Here is a 17136-nt window from a genome sequence, read left to right as displayed (position 1 = left end):
GCTTAGGCGAGTTTTTTTATGTCTTTCATCTACTAGCCCAGGCTCAGATAAATGTTACCTTACTGGCAAGTCAATATCGGCAAACATATTTTCTATCGATTGAGGGTCCCTAAGCGCAACAGCTTTTTCGACCACCTCTTTAGTCAAATGAGGAGCGAAGCGCTCGATGAACTCATACATATACGTTCTTAAGAAGTTGCCCTTTCTGAAACCAATCTTAGTGGTGCTATGTCCAAAAAGATGGCTGGCATCGATAGCCACTAAGTCTTTGTCCATAATAGGATCGATGGCCATAGAAGCAATCACACCGACTCCCAAACCGAGTCTCACATAAGTCTTCAACACGTCGGCACTGGTTGCACTAAACACCACTCTAGGCTCTAATCCCGCGTGCTTGAATGATTTTTCAATTTCAGATTCGCGATCGAAACCAAAAACATAAGTCACTAAAGGAAAACGGCCAAGATCTTCAATGGTAATATTACTGCGAGTGGCTAACGGATGATCTCTATTCACTACAATCGAGCGATTCCAATGGTAACAAGGTAACATGATCAGATCGGAATAAAGATGCATACCTTCGGTCGCAATAGCGAAATCGGCAGCTCCTCTCGCCGCCAGCTCACTGATTTGAGAAGGCGTCCCTTGGTGCATGTGCAAATTAACCTTAGGAAAACGGTCAATAAATCCGCGAATTATTTTAGGCAGCGCATATCTCGCCTGGGTATCTGTCGTTGCGATATTCAACTCACCCTCATCAGGCTTAGTGTACTCTTCCGCAACCTTCTTGATGCTCTCAACTTTACCTAAAATATTATTTGCTATACTTATGACCTTCTCGCCAGCCGGAGTCACATGAGTTAAATGTTTGCCGCTACGGCCAAAAATTTGTATACCAAGTTCATCTTCCAACATGCGAACTTGTTTACTGATCCCTGGCTGAGATGTATAGAGGTTTTCAGCGGTAGCCGAAACGTTGAGGTTATGATTTACCACCTCTGCAATGTATCTGAGTTGCTGCAGCTTCATCTTTTATCCTTCAATTCGACCTCTGTTTAATACTTTTAATGGGTCTTGAATGTGAGATTAAGTATAAGAAATAGTTATAGTACAACGTGAATATTAAATCAATATGGAATATAACATATAGTTCACACCATTCACACGACATTAGTGAAAAGCTAGTTTAAGAAAACTATGCTAGAGTGTTGATTTATAGTAGTATTAATAGAATTGTATAATTAACGGTAGCCCTATGACATTTACTTTGGTTCTGATCTGTATTGGCGCACTCTTATTACTCGTAATCGGAATTAATGTCATACAGCAGCAGAAAGAACGGGCCGAAGCAGAGCGCAGAACTGAACTAGCCAGACAAAGAGCCATTATAGATGAAACCGAAGAAGTTCTTTCTCACACAGGTATGTTTCCCTGCTCCTCGCAGATAATTCTGGTGTTATATAAGCGTGTCGAAGATGCCTTGAGCTTAGCCGTTAACTATGCCGCCAATCAAGCCGGTGATTACCAAAGAAGACAAGCCGACATCAGTACTCAGGTCAAAAACTTAGCTTCGAGCCCTAAACTGGCTCCTTCAATAGAAAGCTTCCGTCTGCCCGATAACGATAAGCAAATATTAACCTTGGTACGGGTACTCAAGAAGCTAAAAGCCATTCTTCGCGCAGAACATAACAAGGGCAAGGTCGACCCCACAATATTCAGTGAAGAGGAAGGCAGAATAGATAGCCTCCAATTAAGGATTAATGTTGACTCCATGCTATCCAGAGCAAGAGCAGCCTGTTTTATGAAGCAATACGGCTCCTCGAAGCAGATGGTGACTAAGGCCCTTTCGACCTTACATGCCATCAAGGCTCAAACCCCTAATGACCCTTTTATCGCTAGAAAAGTCGATGAAGCAAAAGCTATGTTAGATGAGATCATGGACGCACAGAAACTGTCATATCCAGTCGTTAAACAAGCAAAAGAAGAGGAAGATATTGACGTACTATTCCAGCCGAAGAAGAAATGGTAATAGCACAAGAATCCTCGCTGGCATTTGCTACATACTCCAACAAGGCTCTTACATAATATATGAGAGATTTTTTGTCTTAAGCTGACCTGATTACCCACTATCGTCAGCCATTGTTATACTGTAAGTAATCCCAGTTGTGTTTGAGGTGCAAAATGGCCAAAAACAAAGTGCAGTTCCAAAAAGGGTATAGCTTAATTGAGCTATTTAAAAACTACGGCTCAGAAGAACAATGCTCCGCCGCCTTGTTCAACTGGAAGTGGCCACATGGCTTTCAATGCCCGGATTGTGGGTCTTCAAAATACTGCTCGTTAAAAAGCAGAAAACTTTATCAATGCAATCATTGTCACCACCAAACTTCTCTGACCAGCAATACGATTTTTGCCAGTACTAAACTTCCATTGCAAACGTGGTTTATTGCCATCTATCTGATAACACAATCAAAGACTGGTTTATCAGCATTAGCGTTAAAAAGGCAAATTGGCGTTTCGTACAACACTGCCTGGAAAGTAAAGCAAAAAATCATGCAGGTCATGAAGGAACGTGATGATACTAAGCCACTATCTGGCATAGTCCAGCTCGATGATGTGTATTGGGGTGGCGAACAGCATGGAGGTAAACCGGGAAGAGGTTCCAGCAACAAAACACCTTTCGTAGTAGCCATATCGTTGACCGATGATGGCCAGCCATTACACATGAATATGAATGTTGTGAATGGTTTTAAGACCCAAGAAATAAAGAACTGGGCAGATATGCATCTATCAGATGGGTGCACTGTAGTATCGGACGGATTGGCGTGTTTTCGAGCAGTGACAAAGTCCCACTGTGCTCACGTTAGTCTTATTACTGGAGGAGGGGCGAGTTGTGTAGAGATTGAAGCTTTTCGTTGGGTCAATACAATGATAGGTAATGTTAAAATGTCCCTGCACGGTGCTTACCACTCGATTAGCGCCGAGCATCTACCGCGATATCTTGGCGAGTTTTGTTATCGGTTCAATCGGCGTTTTAATCTAACTGAATTATTGCCACGATTTATGAGTGTGGCAGTTAGAACGCCACCTATGCCATATAGACTGTTAAAGATGGCTGAGCCTCATGGGTAATCAGGTAAGCTGATAAACCACCTCTAGCTCCCCCTATACCCTCAAGCATTCAAGCTGGATCCTGAAACAAGTTCAGGATGACGGCGAATACTAAAGACTCAACTCAAACTTCAAACGTGACCCCGTGTCCACTTTACCGGGTCATATCACACTTATCACTTATCACTTAAAACTTACCACTCTGAGATTCTAACTCGAGTCTCGTAAACAGCAGACAATAAAAAGCCTCGATAAATCGAGGCTTTTTATTGTCTAATATGTACTGAAGTATTCTGCTCTATGCTTTAGTCTTTGCAGCCGCTTTGGGCTTAGCTTTAGTTGCCGTAGTCGCTTTCGCTTTTGGCTTGGCTTTCTTCTTCGCCTCTGTCACCCATTTACCGTCGATAAACTTAGAGATCCAGCCCGTTGCCTTACCATCGACATCGGTAGCAACGTATTGCTCCTTCGTCTTACGGCTAAAGCGAACCGATGCCTTATTACCATCACCGTCTTTAACTGGTGCATCGGCAAGATAGGCATACTTAGGCCATAATAGCTCACGATACTTCACCAACTCTTCCACTAATGGCGCGCGAGTTTCACGTGATTTAGGGAAAGTACTGGCAGCCATAAATATCCCTGCGGCACCATCTCTAAGCACGAAGTAACCATCAGACTTAGTACACTTAAGCTCAGGGAGATGAATCGGATCCTCCTTAGGAGGTGCAGCTTCACCGCTCTTTAACAGCTTACGGGTATTCTTACACTCGCTGTTAGTACAACCGAAGTACTTTCCGAAACGACCATTCTTGAGTTCCATGTCATTGCCACAGCGATCACACTCAATAATGGGGCCTTCATAACCCTTAATCTTGAATTGACCGAGTTCGACCTCATGACCAGCACATATCGGGTTATTACCACAAACGTGTAGCTTACGAGTCTCATCGATAAGATAGCTGTCCATGGCAGTACCACAGATATCACAACGATGCTTAGCACGTAACGCATCTGTTTCAACATCTTCACTGTTCTCACTCACGGCTTCTGCGCCAGGAGTCAGATTCATGGTGGTCTTACAGCGCTCTTTCGGCGGTAAGGCATAGCCGGAACAACCGAGGAACACACCTGTGGTGCCAGTGCGGATCCCCATAGGACGCTCACAAGTTGGACACTTGATATTGTCGGTAAGTACCATTTCGTTCGGACGCATTCCGCCCTCTTCCGGTGGCAGCTCGGCCTGTTCTATCTGCTTAGTGAGATCTTTATAGAAGCCATCAAGCACTGCTTTCCACTCGAGTTCGCCCTTGGCGACATCATCAAGTGTCTGTTCCATACCCGCGGTAAAGTCATAGCTCATTAGCTCCTTGAAGCTGCCAACCAAACTTTCACTGACTATCTCACCCATCTTTTCTGCATAGAAACGACGACTTTCAACGCGCACATACCCACGGTCCTGAATAGTCGAAATAATCGTCGCATAGGTTGATGGACGACCGATACCACGTTTTTCAAGCTCTTTAACCAGAGACGCTTCACTGTATCTCGCTGGCGGCTTAGTAAAATGCTGCTTGGGATCCAACTCTTTAAGATCTAGCTTATCGCCCTGATCAACATGAGGCAGCGTATTGTCTTCCTCATTTTTTTTCTTAATGCTAATTTGAACTCGAGTCCAACCGTCGAAACGTAGCGTACGACCAGTCGCTTTGAGTTCATACTCACCGGACTTAACCGTTAAACGAGTCGCATCATATTTTGCAGGAGTCATCTGACAGGAGACAAACTGACGCCAAATCAGCTCATACAAGCGCTGTGCGTCTCTCTCCATGTCATTCATCAAAGCTGCCTGCACTTTGACATTTGATGGACGAATGGCTTCGTGAGCCTCTTGCGCCCCGTCTTTACTGCCGTAACGAATAGGTGCATCTGGCAGGTACTTATCGCCAAACTCTTTAGCGATCATCTCGCGCACATTATCTAAGGCTTCCTGACTCAAATTGGTCGAGTCGGTACGCATATAGGTAATATGACCCGCTTCGTAGAGACGTTGAGCCATCATCATGGTCTTCTTGACCCCAAAGCCCAAACGGGTACTCGCCGCTTGTTGCAGGGTCGATGTGATATACGGTGCCGAAGGCTTGCTCTGAGTCGCTCTGTCATCACGAGCAGCAACCACGAAGCTTGACTGAGACAGAACTGAAACCGCTTCTAGGGTTTGCTGCTCATTGACAGGATTAAATGCCTTGTCCTGAAACTTAACCACCTGCATGTTAAGCAGATCATTAGTCTGGGTATTCAATTGCGCATGAATATCCCAAAACTCTTCGGGAACGAAAGCCTTAATCTCGCCTTCTTTATCAACCACTAAACGCGTTGCCACAGACTGAACTCGACCGGCGGATAATCCACGAGCGACTTTCTTCCATAGTAGAGGTGATACCATAAAGCCTACGATGCGGTCGAGGAATCGACGAGCTTGCTGGGCATTGACCATATTGGTATCTAAATGTGCGGGTTTGCTAAATGCGTCTTGAATAGCAGTCTTAGTGATCTCGTTGAAGACGACGCGCTGAAAACGGGACTCATCTCCACCTATGATCTCCTGCAAGTGCCACGCAATTGCCTCTCCCTCTCTATCCAAATCGGTCGCGAGATAGATTTTGTCAGCCTTCGCGGCTAACGCCTGCAGCTCTTTAACCACTTTCTCTTTACCTGGGAGTATCTGATACTTGGCTTTCCAGCCGTTCTCAGGGTCTACTCCCATACGAGCAACAAGCGCTTGTTTCGCTTTCCTGCTCTTATAGATGGCTTTCTCTTCCGGAGCCATTTTCCGAACTTCTGCCGGCGTTTTAGTCGCCACTTTAGAATCAGGACTGGATGATGTTGGTAAGTCTCTTACGTGACCTACGCTCGATTTAACAATGTAATCTTTGCCGAGATATTTATTAATAGTCTTGGCTTTGGCCGGTGATTCGACAATAACTAGCGATTTACCCATAGAATGATCTGCGCCAAAAAGTCTCAAAATACTGTAATTTGGCTCCATATATAGAGGTTTGTCTCGATTTTTTCAAGCTAATCCCTCTTTTTTTTGTACTGGTGAGCCATTTTTAACCATTTTGGAACTATTTCTAAAAAAAGTGTGAAAGAAATAAATGCTTAATTAAAAATTTATATTCCATTATTAGTCATCTAGCAAGGAATTCATCTGCATTTCGATGCAAATATCACAAACTTAGCCCATTTCGCCTCACTTGTGAACAATTGAAGCTTAAGTATACTGAGCTCATTTCAGCCTCACATCACATATTAGCTTAACTCTAGTGGATCTGACGTGACTGGCAACACCAGCAGCCAATTTCATGGATGAAGCAAAAAAATAAAACCAGTGATTAACTAATAAAAGGGATCGCTACCCTAACTTAAGGAAAACTAATGAAGCATTTTGAAGCTAATTTCGATGGTCTTGTTGGACCGACCCACAATTACGCGGGCCTCTCCTTTGGTAATGTGGCATCACTGAGTAATGCAGCCGCCGTTTCAAATCCAAGAGCCGCAGCCAAGCAAGGATTAAAAAAAGCCAAAGCACTCGCCGATATGGGTATGGTTCAGGGCATGTTAGCCCCTCAAGAGCGCCCAGACCTTCATACGCTGCGCAGAATTGGTTTTACAGGCTCTGACGCCGAAGTATTAAATAAAGCCGCCAAACAGGCTCCAGCTTTGTTACGTGCCTGTTGTAGTGCATCGAGCATGTGGACCGCGAATGCGGCAACAGTCTCACCCAGTGCCGATTGTCGTGATGGCAAGCTGCATTTCACGCCAGCAAATCTTGTCGACAAGTTGCACCGCAGCATAGAACCTATCACTACGGGTAATATCCTGGCGGCGACATTCAATAACGATAAGCATTTCAGCCATCATCAACATCTGCCTGAGCACGCCAGTTTTGGTGATGAAGGCGCGGCGAACCATACCCGTCTCTGCAGAGAGTACGGCAAACCGGGTATAGAGTTATTTGTCTATGGCCAGCAAGCGACCAATCCAGCGGCTCCTAAGCCGACAAAATACCCGGCAAGACAGACATTAGAAGCCTCTCAGGCCATCGCTCGCTTGCATCAACTCGATGATAACAACACGGTTTATATCTCACAGAACCCGGATGTGATCGATCAAGGCGTGTTTCATAATGATGTGATCGCCGTCGGTAACCAAAATGTGCTCTTCTATCACCAGCAGGCATACTTAGATACAAAGAACAAACTAGCTGAAATAAAACAGAAGTTTGGTGACTCACCACTGCACTTCATCGAAGTACCCACAAATAAAGTTGCCATTCAAGATGCGGTGAAGACTTATCTGTTTAACACGCAGATCATCACGCTGCCCTCCGGTGAGATGGCGATTATCGCGCCGACAAACTGTCAGGAGAATGAAGCGGTGCACGCTTATCTTCAGGAAGTGGTCACCCTTGGCACCCCAATCAAGCAAGTGCATTACTTCGATGTGAAGCAAAGCATGCAAAATGGTGGCGGTCCGGCTTGTCTGAGACTACGTGTCGCCATGAATGACACCGAAGTAGCTGCCGTTAATCAGCATACCTTAATGAATGATGTGTTATTCAGTGAGCTAAATAACTGGATAGACAAGCACTACCGCGATCGCCTCAGCGTCGAAGACCTAGCCGACCCACAGGTGCTTATCGAGTCTCGTACCGCACTGGATGAGCTGACCCAGTTGATGAATTTGGGCAGTGTTTACCAGTTCCAGAAGTAAATTGCAGCCACAGCTGTTTTTATATAGTCCCATAAAAAATGCCGCTTAATAGCGGCATTTTGTTTGTTAACCTGCTAACTAACCATCATCTCTAACATTGACCGAAAAGGTTACAGGATCACCATACTTAGTAGTAACAGTAATCGATAACAACCCCGAGGATTTTTTATTTGGAGTCGATTCTCGACTAACTGAGAATGCGAATATCAGTGGTTTGTTAGAACTATTGTTGCCAATTGTATATGACTGAGTAGAGCTTGATAAATCACCATTATCGGTTCTTGCGGTGATTGTCGTACCATTCGACAATGTGTTGTTATTTAAATCCGATAGGAACAAATAAATAGTTTTTGATGATAATCTCTGGTCTACTTCAGGTGTCGTTGGATCACTATCATCATCGACCAAATTAACTGTTAAATCAATTTCAGTGACAGGTATGATATTGCCAGCATCATCAATATCAACGAGTCGGCCATATGGCGTAGAACCAGACATCACTAGGGTCAGGTTTCTAAATACATTTAGCTGCGCTTGAGAGTTATCAATTCCAGTTTGAGTACAGTTTGCTGAAGAGGACGTCGCACACAACAAGCCAGTATAGAAACCGTCTTCATCATCAAAGCTACCATTACTATTATAATCGATAAATTCTTCCTCGACTGCCCCTGCTGGAATAGAAACACCACGATATTCTCCATCTTCATTGTGGTCAGTAAAGGCCTCTGTCAAATCGGTCCAACCCTCACCGAAATCATATTGACCATTGCCGTTCAAATCGACAAAGCTCTCTTCACCTATTGCATAAGCCGTTATAGTTGTTCGACCCGGGCTAGGCTCTGCAATGACAAAACCGGTACCATCTGTGTAATTAGCTAAAGTACTTCCAATACAAGGTGGTGTCGTTGAACCGTCAAACCCGGCAGGACAGGTAACAATGGTATCCTCGAATGGGCGAGGATTTTGACTCGTCCAATCAAGAGTACAAGTTCCAGTTTTATCAACTGTTTGACAACTTCCGGCAACATTGCCACCCTCAGTTCTAAAGTTGATAACCGTACCCGCTGGAACTGGGTTATTGAAGTGATCTGCAGAACGGATAGTAATTAATGCAGATTCGCCATCATGCTCCCAACCTTCAACATTTAATACGGTAGATGAAAGACTAAAGCTATTGAAATCCGCCAGACCTGTGGTGACCGTTAAACTATCTGACACATTTGCGACTATAGGATTACTTATATCAGCACTGTCTTGCCATACCGCAAAGACCTTCACGGGTGTAGACACTGTGCCCGAACGCACGGTGACTGCCACGTCGCCATTTGCATTAGAGTAAGCAACTGCATACTTATTTGGTTCACTGATATCTGATGGATATTCGGAATCTCCCGATTTAGGGAAATTTGGACAATTAACATAATCATCAGCTAATGGCGCTGGCGTTAACGTCATTCCTCCAACATCAGTTGATAGTTCGAAACAAACCCGTTCAGATCCTGCCGCTTGTCCTACCTCATTTAATAATTTAAATGAAACGAGTGATGTTTCAGAACGAGACCCTGTACCACTTAAGCCACCAGATACCTTTATTGCTAGCTCTGTCGGTGCAGCACTGACAAACTCAATTGCACCTACCTGAACGGGGCTAACGGTAATATCTGCTGTTGCATTAACAGTCGAAGCACCAGTAATCGCTGATACTGTTACAGTATCAGTCCCTTGGCAGTTAATACTTCTATAGGTAGCAAAACCTTTACCAGCATTGGTCACTACCGGAGAATCAATTACAGAGGATCCTGCGGCCATACACTGTGACGTAAATTCAAGCGTAAACGGCTGACTAGTTTCTATTAGTCCACTTGAATCTTTTACTGTCACTTCAATTACAGTTGAACCACCAGCAGGCAATGTACCTGAGCCGATATAAGTTGAAATGTCAAGGCTAATATCTACCCGGCCTATTTCAAATGCTTTGGTAGAAGTAACTTGCTTCACTCTCAAAGACACTTCACCAGCACCCACATCTCCATTTGAATAAAGATCTAAAACAGCTTTGCCATCCGCATTAGTAATAGCAGTGGCAGAGTTAGGGCTAATTGCACCAAGGGTGGTACCCGCACTGACTAAAACTTGTTTGAGAGGTTGATTAGAACCTTCGAGCTTTACCGTTACCCCTAAAATACCAGGACGCTGATTAGTGATATTATCTGTGACAGGACAAAGCTCAAAGTTCTTCAATGCTTTGTCGAAGCCTGCAACCCCATTGCAATCATAAATTTCAAAACTAATTGAAGGGTCTGCCGCTACAGGGTCAATATCATCTCCCGCAGTCACAAAGCTTAATGACGCAACGGTAGAGCCATAATTAGCATTAACTGTCGCTGCACCTCCAACAGTACCTGCTGTAATTAATAATTCGGCTTTACCTGCACTGTCTGTTAATGATGTACCAATAGAAGGCAAGAACTCACCTAAAGAGCTAGTAAATGATACTAATCGTTGAGCAATTGGGTTGCCATCTCTATCAGACAAAAATACTTGAACTTTACCCGGGCTAGCCTGGCTTATATTTGAAGTTTGATTTCCGCTTAAATCTAATAATGTGATCGCTAATAAATTATTCTCACCATCACCACCAGGGGCATCACCAGCCACACTATAGTTAAAAGTCTCAGAAATGTTATCCGTTCCTAATGCGAACGAGACTTCAGCAGTACCTGCTCCCTCAACGGTACCGGTCAACAATGTGACTTTCGCAATACCGTTAGCGTCCGTTAAAGCATTACCTGAGGTTGGATTTATCGCCCCTTCACCTATTAAGGAAAAATTAACGACTTCATTTGAGACCGGTATTCCATTTTTAAGCAAAATAGATTTTACTGTACCAGGTGCAGTAAGCGTAATGTTTCTATGTTCATTTCCAGCTGTATCTTCAATAATTAGAGTGATCGTATAGGCATCAATTGGCCGAATGATGACTTCATCACCCAGGGTTTCAAATGAAATACTTGCAGTCGAACTGCCAATAGACACTTTAACTGAACCCGCACCAGCTACATCACCCGCATTGAGCTGCACTATTGCCACACCCGATGCATTGGTCAACGCACTGCCTGAGCTTGGTGCTAAATTACCCAATGTACTTGTAAACGTAGCAACCTTACCCACTAGCACATTGCCATTGACATCAAGGTAAGTCGCTTCTACCTTAGCTGGCACCGCATTACTCACTTGCGTAATATCGCCACCCGCCGCATCTAATAACTTAATCGATACACGATTAGTGCCGACTGCAACGCCATCTCCCAACAAGTAGAAACTAATAGATGTCGATAGACCAATTCCTGAAGATATATTGACCGTCGCGGCCGTTTCAACGTTTGCAGAACGCACTTTAATTCTAGCCATACCATTATCATCGGTAAGTGCAGTACCATTTAAAGGTTCGAAGCTTCCTAATGAGCTATCGCTAAATGAAAAGTTGATCACTTCGTTGGGTAAACCTACCCCAGATGAATCGGCTAAAACGACTTCAATATAAGCAGGTATTGAATCGCTGACATTTGAAGTACTGTTGCCATTTACATCGACTAATAAAGCTGAGAGGCTCGAAGTTCCCGATATGCTAGCGTCACCTTTAGAATGAAAATTAATAATTATCGGATCTTGTTCATCAATGTTCACTTCAACAAATCCCGCACCCTCTTTATTTGCAGCGATTATTTTTATTTTTGCAAGACCTTCATTATTAGTGAGCGCTGTACCACTATTGGGAACAAATGATGCAAGTTCTGTATCATTTAAACTAAAAGCGACAAGCCTGTTTGGAATTGGATTTCCTGATGGATCTAGATATTTGACATGAACATAACCTGGTGAATCGAAACTTATATTGTGTATTGCATTATCCGCTGCATCTTTTAATAAAATCTGGATGATATTTCCGCCAATAACCGCCCCATCGCCAGCCATTGTCACACCAGTGGAAGTTGACTCACCACTATCGATGGATGCTATTACAGTCACGGCCCCTGGTTTTGTGGATGTATTCAGCGCAATCTCGGCAACTCCATTTGAATCTGTCTTTACGGTTCCAGATTCTGGAGAGAAAAATCCAAAAGATTCATCTGTTAAAGAGAATGTCACTACTCTATTGGCTACCGAGCCTGCAATTGAGCTTTCAACGGTTGCTTTAAGAATTGCCGGTGAACTTGCTGTAATAGTATTAGAAGATATTTCCATTACTATCGATATAGTCTCCTCATCCGGTGTCGAACCGGGATCTAGCGGATCCACTATATCTCCTCCGCCACTACAGGCAACCATGAAAAACGACCATAAAAATACGATAAAATACTTGTAAACTGACTTCATGCCAGACTCCCTGTTACTCAGTATGTAATTTTTAAGCGAGACGCTTATTACTTATAGGCTAACATTACATAATTTCCCTGCTACTTAGCCATAACTATCTTGATTTATTCTGCTAAAATCACGAAAAGGTTTAACTATCGTACCGTTTCATCAATCTTAGTTTCTTGCTAGGCTTACATCGAAAATCGAACAGGACAATAATCATACAGGAAGCACTATGGCTTTAACTCAAGCAAAAAAACTCGGACTCACGAGTAAAATTCTTATTGGTATGGGTGGCGGTATCCTATTGGGATTGCTACTCAGAAACTTTTTCCCCGAAAGCACCTTTATCGACGAATACATCACCCAAGGTTTCTTGCATGTTATCGGCACGGTATTTGTATCCGGGCTGAAAATGTTGGTCGTGCCTTTAGTGTTTATTTCATTGGTGTGCGGCACATGCTCATTGAGTGACCCATCGAAATTAGGCAGACTCGGCGGTAAAACTATCGCCTTCTATCTATTCACCACGGCTATTGCGCTGTCTATGGCAATCTTGATTGCCATCATGATCCATCCGGGTAACGCGTCCATGGTCAGTGAGGGTCTTAGCTTCAATGCCAAAGAAGCCCCAAGCCTGGCTGAAGTGATCATCAATATAGTCCCCACAAACCCAATGCAGGCGATGAGTGAAGGTAACATGCTCCAAATCATCCTGTTTGCGGTTATTTTTGGTTTTGCTATCTCTCATATCGGCGAGCGCGGTAAACGTGTTGCAGCGCTGTTTAACGACCTTAACGAAGTGATCATGCGTGTAGTTACCCTTATCATGCAGCTTGCACCATATGGTGTGTTTGCCTTGATGGCAAAACTGGCACTCACTTTGGGTCTCGAAACCTTCAGCAGTGTAGTGAAATATTTCTTCGTCGTCTTAGGCGTATTGCTGCTGCATGGCTTCCTTGTCTATCCGATTTTACTTAAAGTGTTCTCAGGATTAAACCCGCTAACCTTCATCCGTAAGATGCGTGATGTGCAGCTGTTTGCTTTTAGCACAGCCAGTTCAAATGCGACTCTGCCAGTGACCATAGAAACAGCGGAGCACAGACTGGGTGTCGACAATAAAGTCGCTTCATTCACCTTGCCTCTTGGCGCAACCATCAACATGGACGGTACGGCCATCATGCAAGGTGTTGCCACGGTATTTATCGCTCAGGTTTATGGCGTTGACTTAACCATCACAGATTATGCCATGGTCGTTATTACTGCGACGCTTGCATCTATCGGTACCGCAGGCGTGCCAGGTGTTGGTCTTATCATGTTAGCCATGGTACTTAACCAGGTCGGTCTTCCTGTCGAAGGCATCGGGCTGATCATAGGTGTCGACAGACTCCTCGACATGGTCCGCACCGCAGTCAATGTCACCGGCGACACGGTTGCCACTGTGGTCATCGCTAAATCTGAGGGCGCGCTCAATGAAGAAATCTTCAACAATACTCAAGCTGGTAAGACAGCCGGTAGCTTCAGCGGCCAGGTGAAGGGACAGGAAGCCTAGTCATTAAGGTGCTCTAAATATGCGCTCCATAAGGAGCGCATAAATATTCCAGACACAACGTAAGTTTCTTGCCATGACCTACACGGAAGTAGGAAATGCCGAAACGATGCCGGGAGCATCGTCGGCACTTGGCCTCTTTAAGAAAGAGTACATAAGTGTTCCAGACACAAAAAGGCGTCCAATTGGACGCCTTTTTTATGTTTGCTTGTTAAGAGGGTTATCTCTCCCAGTACGACTCTTCTAAGCTATCTTCACGCTCTGGCAAGCCACGAGAAAGACGCGGGCTGTGCTGTGCCAGCACTTCATAAGCGACGCGATTAGCATACTTACAGATCTGTGAGAATGAGGAGTAACATAATCCATCACGCTTGTGTTTGCTCGAACCCGGCACATTGGCCTTATGGAAGGTGTTCGATGCGAGATCGTGCAGTAGTGCAGACAGTGCACCATCACCGGCACCATTGGTGTTACGGATCTTCTCCGGACCGCCCATGTAAGGTGAGATGTGAGCATAGACCTTAATCGGCTCATCACAGGCAGATTTAAGCTTAGGACGCGAAAACTCATAGCGGTTAAATTCAGGAATAGAGCCGGGTAACAGGGTATTACTGGTCTCACGTTTCTCTGAATTTTCGGTATAGCCTGCGGTATAGAGTCCGATAGGACCCGCTGTGGTCAATACCATATCACACAGTTCAAGGGCGGCTTCACTGGCCTGAAGCGGATCTTTAAACCCAGTAAGGGCTTCGCCTTCATCCTCATTCATTGCCAGAATAGTCACATTCTCTTCGATGAATGCTCTCCACCAGCTTGGATCTTCTTCGATCAAGAATCGAGTGCCTAACGTCAGTACCACAGGGACCCCGACCTCTTTGGCATATCCTATTGCTGTTAATGCCGCCTCGGTCATAGGATCGCCGCCGCTGGCTCTCATCAAGTAAGCCGTTAACACCAGCGCCGACGCTCCTTGAACCAGGTCTTTATCTATATATTCTGGGGTTAACTTATCCATCGACCCCTTACTGATAGCAAAAGTACGCTCGCCGCACTCAGATATCAGGGTGAAGCAGCGACCTATGGCACCTTCTACCGGCTGTAGATAGTTAAGGTCGACTTTCGAAGAAGTGTTACACAGATAACGATAGGCGTAGCTACCGACTTCGATATTATTACTCATTACGCCAAACAAGACAGATCTGTCATCGGCAAGAATCGAATAGTTGTGCACCGTATTACCTATGGTGCCACCGGCGAATTCACCACTGATTAAATCATGCTGCTTCAATTCTGAATACAAGGCGTGAGCATTGACATCATCAATCAGCGTCGAGTTGCCTTTGGGAAGTTTATATCGTTCGAGTAGTTCATCGGTTACCTTAGCTTCTATGTCTACCAAGGTTTGATCGATCCCGGTGATATAAGTAGGAAAACGAAGCGGTTGCTGAGTGAGCTGAGCCAATAGCGGGTCACGGTTTTGGACAGGGAAATAGTGTTTGGACTTTCGTTGACCTGGAAACTTCATTGTGTGCTCTCAACCTTTGGCAACATACTGGAGGCCGATTAAATTAAATCAGCCATAATGGCAATATAGTGCAAAACAATTGGCCCTATCAAATAATGGCCAATATAAATGGCCGCAGATCCTACCACACGCAGTGATATACGTCAGTATCTAGTGACGTATTTTGTCCTTTTCAGAGACCGATGTTGAGCGTCAAATGCAGATTGCTCACTTCTAACACAAAGTTAGCACCAACCTTGACTCTGCTGCTTCACCAATTCCACTAACAGCGCTATATGAGCGGGATCAGTATTGAGACAAGGAATAAACTCATATCTCTCCCCGCCCGCGGCAATGAACCTCTCTTTGCCACCAATAGAAAGCTCTTCGAGTGTTTCCAGACAGTCTGCCGCAAAAGCCGGGCTGATAATATCCACTGACTTCACCCCTTGAGTCGGTAAAGAGGTCAAGGTCTTGTCGGTCTGTGGTGTAAGCCACTCCTCTTTGCCAAATATTGACTGATAACAAAGCTGCCATTGGTCACGGTTTAACCCCAACGCTTTGGCCAAGAGTTCAGAGGTTTTCTCGCAATGCCCTTGATAAGGATCGCCTTCGGTCACATATCTGACTGGGATCCCATGAAACGACATCAATAGTTTGTCGGCTTGGCCATGTCGCTCCCAATGAGCTTTTACCGAACTGGCCAGGGCCAAAATATAGCCAGGGTGTTGATAATATTCTTTGTTTATACGGGTTTCAGGAACTTCTCTCCATCCCTTGTACTCAGTGGCAATGGCATCTGAAACAGCCGCAACAGTCGAGCATGAGTATTGAGGGTAAAGAGGCAGAACAATAATTCGTTCGACCCCTTGAGACTTGAGCTTATCCAGACCCAGAGCCAGTGAAGGGTTACCGTAGGTCATACCCAACTCGACGGGTATGCTTTGCCCGTACACTTGCGCTAACATGCCCGCAAGTAGCTCTCTCTGACGTTGACTCACCACCATCAAGGGCGATCCTTCATCCCACCAAATAGACTGGTAGAGTTTTGCCACCTTAGACGGGCGAAAATTAAGTATGACGCCGTTGAGAATAGGCTTCCAAATAAGGGGGTTAAGGTCAACGACTCTTGGATCACTCAAGAACTGCTTTAGAAATGAACGTACATCTTTTGTCGTGGGTGTATCGGGTGTGCCTAAGTTAACCAGAAGCACACCGAATGCTGGGGTAGTTTTGCTCAAAATTACTCTCTTATAATGTTGATACGAATTAGGCTAACATTCATAACCATATAAAAAAAGCCCACCTAAGTGAGCTTTTCAAAATATGAGAACTAGATCATATACTGATAAAGATCAGATACCTTTAACCTATCGCGGCAACGATCTCTTTACTGACTGCAGCCACTGTCTGTGTACCGTCAAACTTGTTGTATGTAGCCTGACCAGAAGCTGCTACCTTACGGTAATATTCTACCAGAGGTTTAGTCTGCTCATGGTAGACCTCCAGACGCTTGCGTACCGTAGACTCTTCGTCATCGGGACGAATAGCCAGGTCTTCACCAGTGACGTCATCCTTACCTTCAACCTTTGGCTGGTTGAAAACAATATGATAAACGCGGCCAGAACCAGGATGAACACGACGACCAGCCATACGCTTAACAATATCTTCGTCGGGGACATCGATCTCTACTACGTGATCGATATTGATGCCACAGGCAGCCATAGCATCGGCTTGTGGGATAGTACGAGGAAACCCATCAAGCAGAACCTTTAGCACATCATCTGAGCGACACGCTCTTTACTAAACATGATGAGCTCATCTGAGACACTGACAGCATCAT

At 44.7% G+C, this 17136-nt stretch carries 9 protein-coding genes and 1 pseudogene; 4 read left to right on the top strand and 6 right to left on the bottom strand.

The features are described from left to right. Window positions 1-54 precede the first annotated feature (54 nt). On the bottom strand, window positions 55-1029 hold the full coding sequence (cysB, locus tag KT99_RS13875) for an HTH-type transcriptional regulator CysB (protein ID WP_005501170.1): 975 nt from the start codon (window positions 1027-1029) through the stop codon (window positions 55-57). 226 nt (window positions 1030-1255) lie between these two features. Between cysB and KT99_RS13870 the strand changes: the two genes are divergently transcribed. Further along, a complete protein-coding gene (locus tag KT99_RS13870) occupies window positions 1256-2029 on the top strand; it encodes a hypothetical protein (protein WP_005501169.1) in 774 nt (257 codons plus the stop codon). 152 nt (window positions 2030-2181) lie between these two features. Continuing rightward, window positions 2182-3129, top strand: coding sequence for an IS1595-like element ISSbe1 family transposase (locus KT99_RS13865; protein ID WP_005501167.1), 948 nt, complete (start codon window positions 2182-2184; stop codon window positions 3127-3129). Between the two features lie 277 nt (window positions 3130-3406). On the opposite strand, the gene topA is transcribed toward KT99_RS13865, so the two are convergent. After that, window positions 3407-6106 (bottom strand): type I DNA topoisomerase, encoded by a 2700-nt coding sequence (topA, locus tag KT99_RS13860; protein WP_040572020.1) that lies wholly within the window; start codon window positions 6104-6106, stop codon window positions 3407-3409. Between the two features lie 437 nt (window positions 6107-6543). Here topA and astB point away from each other — a divergent pair, with 437 nt between their 5' ends. Beyond that, the gene (astB, locus tag KT99_RS13855; RefSeq protein WP_005501164.1) at window positions 6544-7881 is read left to right on the top strand and encodes an N-succinylarginine dihydrolase; all 1338 of its coding nucleotides are present in this window, start codon (window positions 6544-6546) and stop codon (window positions 7879-7881) included. A gap of 78 nt (window positions 7882-7959) precedes the next feature. Here astB and KT99_RS13850 read toward each other — a convergent pair whose 3' ends face one another. Next, window positions 7960-12258, bottom strand: coding sequence for a beta strand repeat-containing protein (locus KT99_RS13850; RefSeq protein ID WP_083804851.1), 4299 nt, complete (start codon window positions 12256-12258; stop codon window positions 7960-7962). Window positions 12259-12475: 217 nt separating this feature from the next. Here KT99_RS13850 and KT99_RS13840 point away from each other — a divergent pair, with 217 nt between their 5' ends. Then, the gene (locus KT99_RS13840; protein WP_005501156.1) at window positions 12476-13792 is read left to right on the top strand and encodes a dicarboxylate/amino acid:cation symporter; all 1317 of its coding nucleotides are present in this window, start codon (window positions 12476-12478) and stop codon (window positions 13790-13792) included. Window positions 13793-14009: 217 nt separating this feature from the next. Here the strand turns inward: KT99_RS13840 and KT99_RS13835 are convergent, their stop codons facing one another. The 3 genes and pseudogenes from KT99_RS13835 to KT99_RS13825 all read right to left on the bottom strand — a co-directional run. Further along, complete coding sequence (locus tag KT99_RS13835; RefSeq protein ID WP_005501155.1) at window positions 14010-15314, bottom strand: inosine/guanosine kinase; 1305 nt, start codon at window positions 15312-15314, stop codon at window positions 14010-14012. A gap of 224 nt (window positions 15315-15538) precedes the next feature. Next, a complete protein-coding gene (hemH, locus tag KT99_RS13830; protein WP_005501154.1) occupies window positions 15539-16534 on the bottom strand; it encodes a ferrochelatase in 996 nt (331 codons plus the stop codon). A gap of 124 nt (window positions 16535-16658) precedes the next feature. Continuing rightward, window positions 16659-17136, bottom strand: a pseudogene (locus KT99_RS13825) (nucleoside monophosphate kinase); the annotation flags it as partial.

This window comes from Shewanella benthica KT99, from assembly GCF_000172075.1.
GTDB lineage: Bacteria > Pseudomonadota > Gammaproteobacteria > Enterobacterales > Shewanellaceae > Shewanella > Shewanella benthica_A.
This window is presented reverse-complemented; position numbering and strand designations above follow the sequence as displayed.

Excerpts from the sequence above, each read along its gene's own strand:
- KT99_RS13865 (WP_005501167.1), top strand. The coding sequence starts at position 2,182 with ATGGCCAAAAACAAAGTGCAGTTCCAAAAAGGGTATAGCTTAATTGAG.
- KT99_RS13835 (WP_005501155.1), bottom strand. The coding sequence starts at position 15,314 with ATGAAGTTTCCAGGTCAACGAAAGTCCAAACACTATTTCCCTGTCCAA.
- KT99_RS13850 (WP_083804851.1), bottom strand. The coding sequence starts at position 12,258 with ATGAAGTCAGTTTACAAGTATTTTATCGTATTTTTATGGTCGTTTTTC.
- astB (WP_005501164.1), top strand. The coding sequence starts at position 6,544 with ATGAAGCATTTTGAAGCTAATTTCGATGGTCTTGTTGGACCGACCCAC.
- KT99_RS13870 (WP_005501169.1), top strand. The coding sequence starts at position 1,256 with ATGACATTTACTTTGGTTCTGATCTGTATTGGCGCACTCTTATTACTC.
- topA (WP_040572020.1), bottom strand. The coding sequence starts at position 6,106 with ATGGGTAAATCGCTAGTTATTGTCGAATCACCGGCCAAAGCCAAGACT.
- KT99_RS13840 (WP_005501156.1), top strand. The coding sequence starts at position 12,476 with ATGGCTTTAACTCAAGCAAAAAAACTCGGACTCACGAGTAAAATTCTT.
- cysB (WP_005501170.1), bottom strand. The coding sequence starts at position 1,029 with ATGAAGCTGCAGCAACTCAGATACATTGCAGAGGTGGTAAATCATAAC.